This window comes from Pantoea sp. CTOTU46764, from assembly GCF_031974595.1.
Classification (GTDB): domain Bacteria; phylum Pseudomonadota; class Gammaproteobacteria; order Enterobacterales; family Enterobacteriaceae; genus Pantoea; species Pantoea trifolii.
Genome location: NZ_DALYOQ010000104.1, coordinates 1 through 11,154 on the forward strand (window position 1 = coordinate 1; position 11,154 = coordinate 11,154).

Annotated in this window: 10 protein-coding genes; 3 read left to right on the top strand and 7 right to left on the bottom strand. The window is 54.4% G+C overall.

Annotated features, from left to right (window positions below; all coding sequences use genetic code 11):
• The 7 genes from mglC to RTM06_RS21895 form a co-directional block, all read right to left on the bottom strand.
• On the bottom strand, nt 1-828 hold an 828-nt coding region (gene mglC / locus RTM06_RS21865), incomplete at its 3' end, for a galactose/methyl galactoside ABC transporter permease MglC (RefSeq protein ID WP_312184700.1).
• Between the two features lie 18 nt (nt 829-846).
• Complete coding sequence (mglA, locus tag RTM06_RS21870) at nt 847-2,367, bottom strand: galactose/methyl galactoside ABC transporter ATP-binding protein MglA (RefSeq protein ID WP_110866613.1); 1,521 nt, start codon at nt 2,365-2,367, stop codon at nt 847-849.
• A gap of 70 nt (nt 2,368-2,437) precedes the next feature.
• Nucleotides 2,438-3,433, bottom strand: a complete 996-nt coding sequence (gene mglB, locus RTM06_RS21875) for a galactose/glucose ABC transporter substrate-binding protein MglB (RefSeq protein WP_256696906.1) — start codon at nt 3,431-3,433, stop codon at nt 2,438-2,440.
• 302 nt (nt 3,434-3,735) lie between these two features.
• A complete protein-coding gene (gene galS, locus RTM06_RS21880; RefSeq protein ID WP_312184701.1) occupies nt 3,736-4,776 on the bottom strand; it encodes an HTH-type transcriptional regulator GalS in 1,041 nt (346 codons plus the stop codon).
• 142 nt (nt 4,777-4,918) lie between these two features.
• Nucleotides 4,919-6,079 (bottom strand): DUF418 domain-containing protein YeiB, encoded by a 1,161-nt coding sequence (gene yeiB / locus RTM06_RS21885; RefSeq protein ID WP_256696908.1) that lies wholly within the window; start codon nt 6,077-6,079, stop codon nt 4,919-4,921.
• A gap of 53 nt (nt 6,080-6,132) precedes the next feature.
• Complete coding sequence (gene folE, locus RTM06_RS21890; RefSeq protein WP_008104975.1) at nt 6,133-6,798, bottom strand: GTP cyclohydrolase I FolE; 666 nt, start codon at nt 6,796-6,798, stop codon at nt 6,133-6,135.
• Nucleotides 6,799-6,915: 117 nt separating this feature from the next.
• Entirely contained in the window at nt 6,916-8,043 is a 1,128-nt protein-coding gene (locus RTM06_RS21895) for a YbfB/YjiJ family MFS transporter (RefSeq protein WP_256696909.1), read from the bottom strand.
• Nucleotides 8,044-8,142: 99 nt separating this feature from the next.
• On the opposite strand from RTM06_RS21895, the gene ptrR reads away from it, so the two are divergent.
• From ptrR to fghA, 3 genes are all read left to right on the top strand, one after another.
• Nucleotides 8,143-9,054: a putrescine utilization regulator PtrR gene (gene ptrR / locus RTM06_RS21900; protein WP_101763711.1), complete on the top strand. Its 912-nt coding sequence runs from the start codon at nt 8,143-8,145 to the stop codon at nt 9,052-9,054.
• A gap of 66 nt (nt 9,055-9,120) precedes the next feature.
• Nucleotides 9,121-10,245 (top strand): S-(hydroxymethyl)glutathione dehydrogenase/class III alcohol dehydrogenase, encoded by a 1,125-nt coding sequence (locus tag RTM06_RS21905; protein ID WP_064739274.1) that lies wholly within the window; start codon nt 9,121-9,123, stop codon nt 10,243-10,245.
• Nucleotides 10,246-10,257: 12 nt separating this feature from the next.
• Nucleotides 10,258-11,100 carry an S-formylglutathione hydrolase gene (gene fghA, locus RTM06_RS21910; protein WP_008104985.1) on the top strand — a complete coding sequence of 281 codons (843 nt, stop codon included), beginning with the start codon at nt 10,258-10,260 and terminating at the stop codon, nt 11,098-11,100.
• Nucleotides 11,101-11,154: the final 54 nt, after the last annotated feature.

Here is an 11,154-nt window from a genome sequence, read left to right on the forward strand (position 1 = left end):
TCCGCCGACCACACAAGCCGCAATCGCATCCAGCTCATACATAAAGCCGAGGTTGTTGGTGGCGCTGCCGATACGGCCCGCTTCCAGCATCCCGCCGAACGCGTAGAACACGCCAGACAGTGCATACACCAGAATCAGGTTGAACGGTACGTTTACGCCAGACACTTTCGCCGCTTCCGGGTTACCACCGATAGCGAAGATGTTGCGGCCGAAACGGGTTTTATTCCACAGCACCCAAACAAATACGATGGCAATCACGGCGTAGAAGGTGATAAACGACAGTTTGAAGTCACCGAAACGCAGGAAGCCCTGAGCAAATTTGGAGAAGCCAGGATCGAAACCGGCAATCGGCGATGCACCCACAAAGTCGTAATAGAGTGAGTTGATGCCGTAAACGATGATCATGGTGCCCAGGGTGGTGATAAATGGCGTTACCTTGAGGTAAGCAATGATCACACCGTTCACCAGCCCAATCACGCCGCCGATGATGCACACGGTCAGGATAACCACCGGAATTGGCACGGTGCCCAGATGCGGGAACACCTTGTTCGCGTTATCCATCGCCTGCAACAGCGTTGCTGCCACCACCGCCGCTAAACCTACCTGACGACCCGCTGAAAGGTCCGTACCTTGAGTGACAATCAAACCGGCCACGCCCAATGCAATAATAATACGCACTGAGGATTGGGTCAGAATATTACTTAGGTTCATTAAACTTAAGAACGTTGGATCCTGGAAAATAATAATTGCCAGCAGTACAAACAGGACAACGTAAATGCCGCCCTCTTTTAACCAGGTTAGCGCATTCTTTTTAGTAGTCGCTTTCATGTTAAAGCCCTTGCTTCATTAAAGGTGTAATGACGCTAAACGCAGGATTTCATTCTGCGAGGTCGTTTTGGTATCAACAATGCCTGCTACCTGGCCATTACTCATCACTAAAATACGATCGGTAATACCCAACAGTTCTGGCATTTCAGAAGAGATAATAATGATGCCCTTCTCTTTCTTCGCCAACTCAGCAATAAGTTGGTAGATTTCGAATTTCGCGCCCACATCAATCCCGCGCGTTGGTTCATCCAGCATCAATATTTCCGGCTGCGTTAATAACCAGCGACCAATGATCACTTTTTGTTGGTTACCACCGGATAGCGAACCAATTTGCGTATGATGACCTGGCGTTTTCACGCGCATCGAATCAATCACCCATTGGGTATCGCTTTTCATGCGTTTATTATCGAGCAGCCCCATGCTGGATTTATACTTTTTAATATTGGAGATAAGCGAGTTAAAGCCAATATCCAGATAAGCATAAATACCGGTGGAACGACGCTCTTCTGTCACCAGCGCAAAGCCGTGGTTAATAGCTTCATTGGCGCTGTGGTTATTAATGCTCTTGCCATGCAGCTTAATAGTACCGCCCGACTTTTCGCGAATCCCAAACAGAGTTTCGACGATGTCGGTACGCTTGGCGCCCACCAAACCGGCAATACCAAGAATTTCACCTTTACGCAGATCGAACGAGATATCGCGAATCGAAGGCTGACGCAGTGAGGTTAAATGGCGCACCTCAAGAATAGTTTCCCCCGGCACGTTGGTTTTGTCCGGGAAACGCTGGTTCAATGAACGGCCAACCATCATCGAGATGATCTTGTCCATATCCAGCCCTTCCAGCGGCTGAGTGGCGATCCACTGCCCATCACGCAAAATGGTGATCTCATCGCACAGCTGGAATATCTCTTCCATCTTATGCGAGATATAGACAATGCCGCAGCCGCGATCTTTCAGCTTACGAATAATCGTGAACAAGTGATTCACTTCTTTTTCGGTCAGCGATGATGTCGGCTCATCCATAATGACAATCTTCGCGTCATAGGAAAAAGCTTTGGCGATTTCGATCATCTGCATCTGCGAGACAGATAAGGTGGCGACTTTATCGCGCGGATCGATATCAATATCTAATTCATCAAAGATCGCTTTGGTATCGCGATACATTTTATCCTGATCGACAAACACGCCTTTACGTGGATAACGGCCAAGCCACATGTTATCCATGACGTTGCGTTGCAGAACCAGGTTTAATTCCTGATGCACCATGGAAACGCCATTTTCCAGCGCCTCTTTGGAGCTCTTATAATCAATTTCTTCACCCTGAAACAGGATGCTCCCCGTATCCTTTTTATAAATCCCAAACAGACATTTTAATAATGTAGATTTCCCGGCGCCGTTTTCTCCCATTAATGCATGAACGGAGTGCGGCCGCACTTTTAAATTCACATTATCTAAGGCTTTAACCCCTGGAAATGATTTAGAGACATTCGTCATCTCCAGCAGATATTCACGCTGTGTGGTCGGATTCTCACTGGCCATAATTTACCTGGCTAAATAAAGCGTTGGTCAGATGCAATAAGGCGCGGCGAAATGCCGCGCCCAGGATGAATTACTTCACAAACTGCGACAGATTTTCTTTATCTACTGGTACGTAAGGAACACGTACGATTTTGTTGTCCATCTTGAAGTTGGTGCCAGCGGTTGGCTCTTTGCCATTGGCCAGATTGTTAGCAATATCCAGCGTCGCTTTCGCCTGGTTTTCCGCATCGTTCAGCACGGTACCGGCCAGTGCGCCTGATTTCACCAGCGCCAGTGCTTCTGGCAGTGCATCGACACCGAACACTGGAATGCTGGTTTTGTTGTGCGCTTTCAGCGCTTCAACCGCACCCATTGCCATCGCATCGTTGTTGGCGATGATCACTTCAATCTTGTCGGCGTTCGGGCCAGAGAGCCAGGCGTCAACTTTGTCTTTAGCCTGTGCGGTGTCCCACATCGCGGTATCCATCGCCAGCTGCTGCGTTTTCAGACCGTCTTTGTTCAGGGTATCGATCACGTATTTGGTACGCGCTTCAGCATCCGGATGGCCCGGCTCGCCTTTCAGCAGCACAAACTGAATCGTACCGTCTTTGTTCAGATCCCACGCTGGCGTAGCTTTCCAGTGCTTCTCAATCAGCTGACCCTGGATAATGCCTGACTCTTTAGAATCGGTACCGACGTAGTAGGCTTTCGGATAGCTGGCCAGTACTTTGGCGTTAGGTTCTTTATTGAAGAACACCACCGGCACGTCGTTGCCGCGCGCTTTATCAATCACCACTGCCGCAGCAGCCGGATCCACCAGGTTGATAGCCAGCGCTTTCACGCCTTTAGCCATCAGCACGTCAATCTGGTCGTTCTGTTTGGACTGGTCGTTCTGTGAGTCGTTCATCAGCAGCTGAATGCCGCCCAATGATTTCGCTTCTTTCTCAATGTCCTTACGCACCATCGACATGAAGTTGTCGTCGTATTTGTAAATCGTCACGCCAATGCGGGTATCGGCGGCGTGCGCAGTTGCACCAAACATCATGCTGGCAACCAGTGCTGTGAGCGTGAAAACCTTCTTATTCATGGTATCTCCGGTTTTTATGTAGGGCATTTCATTGCGCTATTTGCCTGCGGGCAAACAGCGCCGTCGGTTGTAAACCTGATAATGGGCGGACGCGTAACGCAAAGCCGGGCCACCATCGCAATCCTGACTTCCCTGTAGGTAAACGCTTCCTGAAGAGTGTTGTGAACTATTTCAATCGACTACTGAAACCGGCTGGGAAGTGGATTTCTCAGCGTTACATGATGTTTCAGTCCGGTAAGACGCTGCCATCATAGTGAGCGGCATGTTAATTAACTGTGAATGCAATCACAGATTGGAAACGGTTACACTGTGCTATCGCCTGAATTAGTGACCGACTCCACAATTTGCCGCTGGGCGACAGAATGGCGACGTACCAGCGTGGGCATAAAGCAGTGTGATGCATTGATATCCAGCTCACCAACAGCACCTTTCAGCGCCAGCTCAGTGGCAAGTTTTGCCATAGAAACAATAGGATAACGGACCGTAGTTAACTGCGGATCGGTGTAGCGGGAGATGGGAATGTCATCAAAGCCAATGACAGAGAAATGCTGTGGAACCTGGATGCCGTTGTCCTTTAAAGCGGTCAATGCACCCGCTGCCATGCCGTCATTGTAGGAAAACACCGCTGTTAAATGTAAGTTACGGCCAAGTAATTCCACCATCGCTGCTTCGCCGCCTTGCATGTCAGGTTCAGCATGCGCTATCCATGACTCCTGCGGGCGAATTCCCTGCTCTGACAAGGCCTGCAGCCAGCCTTCGCGTCGTTGCGTCACATCCTCAATCGGGTGACTGGAGCTGAGGAAGCCAATGCGTTGATGTCCCTGTTGTAACAACATGCGCGTCGCTACCTGAGCACCGGTGACATTATCCAGGCAGACGCAGCGGTGTTCATAACCGGTAATTGTACGGTTAATCAATACCATACCCGGAACCTGATCCATAAACTGCGTCAGTTCAGCGTCTGAAAGCGTTTTCGCGTGCACCACCAATGCGTTGCAACGTTGACGTATCAGCACCTCAATTGCGTGACGTTCTTTCTCTTCCTGATGCCAGGAGTTACTGATTAACACGTGTTTATGCACGCGCTGCGCCACGGTATCGACCGCTTTCACCAGCGCGCCAAAGAAGGGATCGGAAACATCCATCACCACCACGCCAATGGTGTCACTGATTTGCGTGGCCAACGCCTGCGCATTGGCGTTCGGGCGATAGCCTAACGCGTCAACGGCGGCCAGCACGGCTTCACGGGTATCGGCGGTGACTGCACTGCTGTTATTGAGCACACGTGACACGGTGGCTACTGACACACCGGCCTGACGGGCGACATCACGAATCGTTATCATGCAGCTGTTCCACAAAGGCTGAAAATGCGCGACAAGCGCGTAACGGCGCTATTCTGTCAGGGCATCTGGCACGACTACGTGAATCACGTCACATCAATGAAAACGGTTACATACAATTCTGCAACCTTTGTGATGAACATCATTATCTGAGCGAGGAGGAAGGGTCAGATTTTCCAGCAGCAAGACGCGTCAGTTTGCGCCAGATCCACTCCATTGGCCCCTGCGGGAAGACGCGCAGCCACAGCACGGAAAACAGGATATTAACCAGCCAGATAGCCGGTACAAAGGCCAGCAGCTGCAGGCGGTCAAACTTGAGGAACAGGTTGAAACGGTAGAACAGCGTGGTGCAAATCAGCGTCTGTAACAGGTAATTGCTCAATGCCATGCGGCCAACGCATTGAATGGCGTAACTGATGCGCGATGACGCAATGTGCGGCCAGAATCCCAGACAAAGTGCGGCATAACCGAGGCTGATAAACGGGCTGGCAAGATCGCGCGGCACCTGCAGGAAGAAACCGGTCCAGCGGAATTCCCAGCCAATCATCCACTGCGCGGCGATGCCGGGAATGGCGATCAGCCAGCCGATAGTGAGCAGCAGCGCCGCCGCACGGCGATAATGCTCCACGCTGAATTGCCCGCTCAGCCAGCCGCTGCGCATCAATGCCGCACCAATCAACATCAACCCCGCCAGCTGCCAGCCATATTGTGACGCCAGCGCCATTAAGCCGGATGACAGGTGATCCAGCCGATTCTGCACCGCTTCCCAACCGCCGAGCAGTTTCCAGTAGCTTTCATATTGCAGCTCCGCCGCGCCCGGCAGCCAGGAATTCGTTGGATTGGGGCTGGAAATTAAGCCGAATACCACCAACACGCCACAGCCGACCAAATAGAGTAATGCGCCGGTTTGTAACAGCGCGCGGTCGGACGGCACATCACGCAGCATGCGCCAGATAATCAGCCCAATCAGGCCGTAATCCAGCAGGATATCGCCTTCCCAGAAAAAGATGCCGTGAATGAAACCGAGCAGCACCAGCAGCGTCAAACGCGCCGACATCCAGCGGCTGCCGCGCGGTGCCTGCATGTACAGGCCAGCACCAAACAGTAAGGCAAACAGCGTGAGGAATTTCAGCTGCGCCAGGCCATCCATGATCGCCCATGTCCAGGCATCAGATATTGAAGCCTCGCCGCGCCACGCCGGATTGAGATAAGCTGCCGATGGCAACGCAAAGCCGACGATGTTTAGCAGCAAGATGCCGAGAATGGCGCAACCACGAATGAAATCCAGCGCGAGATAGCGTTGCATCGAGTGCCCTGACGGAGAGAAGAAATCGGGCGACACGCTGTCGCCCAAACAGATTAGCTGTGGCGGACTGCGCGTAAAAATTCCTGTCGCGTGTTCTGGCTGGATTTGAACAAGCCACCCAGCGAGGTGGTGGTGGTGGCGCTGGTGGCATCTTTCACGCCACGCGCTTTCACGCAGTAATGCACCGCATCAATCGATACCGCAACGTTATTGGTGCCCAGCAGCGTTTGTAGCGCCACCAGCACTTGCTGCGTCAGGCGCTCTTGCACCTGCGGACGCTGGGCGAAGAACTGCACGATACGGTTGATTTTCGACAGGCCAATCACTTTCTCTTTCGGGATATACGCCACGGTGGCTTTGCCATCGATAATCACAAAGTGGTGTTCGCAGGTGCTGGTCAGCGTGATATCGCGCACGGTGACCATCTCATCCACTTTCATCTTGTTTTCGATGACGGTGATTTTCGGGAAGTTGGCGTAATCCAGACCTGAGAAAATCTCATCCACATACATCTTGGCGATGCGGTGCGGCGTCTCCATCAGGCTGTCATCTTCCAGATCCAGGTTCAGCAACTGCATGATTTGCGTCATGTGGCCGGCAATTTCGCGTTTACGTGCGTCGTCATCCATTTCACGCACCGGGGCGCGTAACGGCGTTTCCAGACCACGCGCCAACAGCGCTTCGTGAACCAGGGCGGCTTCCTGACTTAAGATACTCATTTACTCTTCTCCGGCAGGTGATGCGCCCGCGGGTCTTTGCCCACGGGGGAAATTCTGAGCGCGTATTGTGAAATACTCCGCGCCCTTAATCCAGTAATCATTCCGATAAGCTTTTCATCACGTGCGGCGACGTAAAACCAGCATCCCGGCAACGATTAAACTGGCGCCCGCCACCCACAGCGCCGGTTCCAGTTGATGCCACAGCATGCTGGAAATCCACGACAGCAGCGGACCGGCCAGCTGCCCAACCGCATATCCGGTGGTGAGCAAACCGGCAAGATAGCGCGCATGCTGCGGTGCCAGCTCACGACCATATTGCAGCGTCAGTTGCACCACGCACAGGAAGCCGCCGCCAATCAGTGCGGCGCCCAGCATCAGACCGTTTAAACCTGGCAGCACAATCGCGGCGATAACGCCCAATGCCTGCGCCCACAGCACCATTGCTAAACGCGCATGGCTGCTGCCCCAGCGACGCGTCAGGATGCCCAACACGATGCCGATCACCGCCGCGCCGCCAAACACCGGCCAGACAAACTGGGCAAAGGCGCTGTCAGGAAAACGCGCCGCCGCCATTTGCGACAGAAAGGTGGCGGGCAGAATGTAGCCAAAGCCGGCAAGGCTGTAGCTAAACACTAGTCGTTTTAAATCGCCATTCAGCACCAGCGGCGATGCCGCTTGATCGGGACGATGCAATTGGCCGGTACGCGGCAGAAAACGTGCAATCGCGCCAATCAACAACAGCGCCAGCAAACCATACGCCGCCCACGCAAAGGCGGCGCTGACGCCGCTGGCATGCAGCGCTACGGCCAGCATGCCGCTGATAAAGATGCCGGTGCCGGGGCCGGCAAACACCGCTGCCAGCAAGCCTGGACGACCATGATGATGCAGCTGATCGCTGGCCCATGCCGCCAGCAACACCATGGCCCAGCCGCTGGCCCAGCCAATCAGGAAACGAATCAGGCCATGTAACCACGGACCGCTAACGCAGGCCGACAGCAGCGTTAATATCACCGCGCCCCACACGCCCGCCTGTAAGCGCCACTCGACGCGTTTGCGCGCACGCATCGCATCAAAAGAGCCAAACAGATAACCGAGATAGTTGAGTGCTGCCACCAGACTGGCGCTGGTGAGCGTCAGTTGATGGTCATGAATCATCAGCGGAACCTGCGGCGTGAAAGCAAATCGCCCAATCCCCATTGCAACCACTAAACTTAAGAACGCGCTCAGCGCGACACGAAACGCCATACCGACCTCAGGATGTTTTATCACTTGTCACTAGCATGCATGACGTTTAAACTCACGGAAAGTGAATAATACTAACCAAGTTGTTTACGAGAAGAGAATATGGATTTAGTACAGCTCCGCATGTTTTGCTCCGTCGCCGAATCCGGTTCGCTGGCGCGTGCCGCCGAGCAACTCCATCGCGTACCTTCCAATCTCACCACGCGTCTGCGCCAGCTGGAAGATGAAATTGGCGTTGATCTGTTTATTCGTGAGAAGCAACGCATTCGTTTGTCGCCAATGGGCCACAATTTCCTTAACTATGCGCAGCGCATCCTGGCGCTGAGCGATGAAGCGCTGAATATGGCGCGCGCCGGTGAGCCGGGCGGTAATTTCGCACTTGGTTCGATGGAGAGCACCGCCGCGACGCGGCTGCCCGCGCTGTTGGCGGCCTATCACCAGCGTTTTCCGGCTGTGGAGCTGTCGCTGATCACCAATACCTCCGGTGAAATCATCGACAAGGTGCGTGAAGGTACGCTGGCTGCCGCGCTGGTGGATGGCCCGGTGGCGCACGACGATCTCAACGGCTGCATTGCCTTTAACGAGCAGATGGTGCTGATCACCAGCCCGGAACATGCGCCGATTGCCAGCGCGCGCGATGTACAAGGCGACACGCTGTTTGCTTTCCGCAATAGCTGTTCCTACCGCACCAAGCTGGAAGCCTGGTATCGCGAAAGCCAGACCGCGCCGAGCAGCGTGATGGAGATTCAGTCCTATCACGCGATGGTAGCGTGCGTGGCCGGTGGCGCGGGCGTGGCGATGATTCCCGCCTCGGTGCTGGCGCAAATGCCGGCGCGCGCACGCGTGCAGGAACATGCGTTACCGCCCGCTTACCGCGATACCGCCACCTGGCTGATGTGGCGACGCGATGCGTTTACTCCCAACGTGGAAGCGCTGAAATATTTGATTATTGAACTGTTTGACGATCGCCCGGTTAACGACGAGTTGCGGCATCCGCTGCACGTTGCCGAGTGAATTTCTGTTTTATCGACATCACGACCATCGGGGCTTTTGTCCCGCATCTACAGGAAGAGGGATTGCATGAACATGATTAAAACCCGCGCCGCCGTTGCCTGGGCAGCTGGCGAACCGCTGAAAATCGAAGAAGTGGATCTGATGCCACCACAAAAAGGTGAAGTGCTGGTGCGCATCGTGGCCACCGGCGTGTGCCACACCGATGCTTACACCTTGTCTGGGCAAGATCCGGAAGGCGTATTCCCGGCGATCCTCGGCCACGAAGGCGGCGGCGTGGTGGAAGCGGTCGGAGAAGGCGTGACCAGCGTAGCCGTCGGCGACCACGTGATTCCGCTTTACACCCCAGAGTGCGGCAAGTGTAAGTTCTGTCTCTCGGGCAAAACCAACCTGTGTCAGGCGATTCGCGCCACTCAGGGCAAAGGTTTGATGCCAGACGGCACCACCCGCTTCTTCAAAGACGGCAAGCCGATTTTCCACTACATGGGCACTTCAACTTTCTCTGAATACACCGTGGTTCCGGAAATCTCGCTGGCGGTGATTAGCAAAGAAGCGCCACTGGAAGAAGTGTGCCTGCTGGGCTGCGGCGTCACCACCGGCATGGGCGCGGTGATGAATACCGCTAAAGTGAAAGAAGGCGATACCGTGGCGATCTTCGGCCTCGGCGGCATTGGTTTGTCAGCGATCATTGGCGCGAAAATGGCTAAAGCCGGCCGCATCATTGGTATCGATCTCAACACCAGTAAATTCGATCTGGCGCGCAAATTGGGTGCAACCGATCTGATCAACCCGAAAGATCACGATAAGCCGATTCAGGATGTGATCGTTGAACTCACCGACGGTGGCGTCGATTTCTCCTTCGAGTGCATCGGAAACGTCAACGTGATGCGTTCGGCGCTGGAGTGCTGCCATAAAGGTTGGGGCGAATCGGTGATCATCGGCGTGGCTGGCGCGGGCCAGGAGATTTCTACCCGTCCATTCCAGCTGGTGACCGGTCGCGTATGGCGTGGTTCCGCGTTTGGTGGCGTGAAAGGCCGTTCACAGCTGCCGGGTATCGTGCAGGATTACCTCGACGGTAAATTCGCGCTGAACGATTTCATCACCCACAACCTGCCGCTGGAAGAGATTAACGACGCCTTTGATCTGATGCATGAAGGGAAATCAATTCGTACGGTGGTGCATTTTACTAAGTAATCAGGAGACGTTATGGCTTCCACTTTGGAGCTGTTAGAAGAGCATCGCATCTTTGGTGGCTGGCAGCAGCGCTGGCGTCATCAGTCGGCGGTGCTGAACTGTCCGATGACCTTCAGCATTTTTCTGCCGCCGCCGCAGAGTGACGCGCCGCCGCCGGTGGTGTGGTTTCTCGCTGGGTTGACCTGCAGCGATGAGAACTTCACCACCAAAGCCGGTGCACAGCGCGTTGCTGCGGAGCTGGGTTTGGTGCTGATTATGCCGGACACCAGCCCGCGCGGTGACGAGGTGGCGAACGACAGCGGTTACGATCTCGGCCAGGGCGCAGGTTTCTACCTCAACGCCACGCAGCAGCCGTGGGCGGCGAACTTCCGCATGTTCGATTACCTCAGCAGCGAGTTGCCGGAGCTGGTGGCGGATAACTTTAAGCTGAGCGATCGTCAGTCGGTGATGGGGCATTCTATGGGCGGACACGGTGCGCTGGTGCTGGCACTGCGTCTCGGCGGGCGTTTTGCGTCTGCTTCGGCTTTCGCGCCGATCGTCAATCCGACCGAAGTGCCGTGGGGCCAGAAGGCCTTTGCCGCTTATCTGGGTGAAGATCGTCAGACGTGGCGTGAATGGGATAGCTGCCTGTTGATGCGTGACGTGGAACAGCGCTTGCCGATTCTGATTGATCAAGGGGATAGCGACCAGTTCCTCGCCGATCAACTGCGTCCAGAGCGACTGGAAGCCGTGGCGCGTGAGCAAGGTTTCCCGCTTGAGTTACGCATTCAGCCGGGTTACGACCATAGCTATTTCTTTATCGCCAGCTTCGTGGAAGACCATCTGCGTTTCCACGCGAAGCATTTGTTGGTGTAATTGTGCTGGCTGTCCCCCTCCTCGGTCCTCCCCCATAAATGGGGGAGGAAGATG

What these genes read in the sequence shown, in the direction of transcription:
- ptrR (WP_101763711.1), top strand. Translation starts at nt 8,143, where the DNA reads ATGGATTTAGTACAGCTCCGCATGTTTTGCTCCGTCGCCGAATCCGGT.
- mglA (WP_110866613.1), bottom strand. Translation starts at nt 2,367, where the DNA reads ATGGCCAGTGAGAATCCGACCACACAGCGTGAATATCTGCTGGAGATG.
- fghA (WP_008104985.1), top strand. Translation starts at nt 10,258, where the DNA reads ATGGCTTCCACTTTGGAGCTGTTAGAAGAGCATCGCATCTTTGGTGGC.
- yeiB (WP_256696908.1), bottom strand. Translation starts at nt 6,079, where the DNA reads ATGCAACGCTATCTCGCGCTGGATTTCATTCGTGGTTGCGCCATTCTC.
- RTM06_RS21895 (WP_256696909.1), bottom strand. Translation starts at nt 8,043, where the DNA reads ATGGCGTTTCGTGTCGCGCTGAGCGCGTTCTTAAGTTTAGTGGTTGCA.
- RTM06_RS21905 (WP_064739274.1), top strand. Translation starts at nt 9,121, where the DNA reads ATGAACATGATTAAAACCCGCGCCGCCGTTGCCTGGGCAGCTGGCGAA.
- mglB (WP_256696906.1), bottom strand. Translation starts at nt 3,433, where the DNA reads ATGAATAAGAAGGTTTTCACGCTCACAGCACTGGTTGCCAGCATGATG.
- folE (WP_008104975.1), bottom strand. Translation starts at nt 6,798, where the DNA reads ATGAGTATCTTAAGTCAGGAAGCCGCCCTGGTTCACGAAGCGCTGTTG.
- galS (WP_312184701.1), bottom strand. Translation starts at nt 4,776, where the DNA reads ATGATAACGATTCGTGATGTCGCCCGTCAGGCCGGTGTGTCAGTAGCC.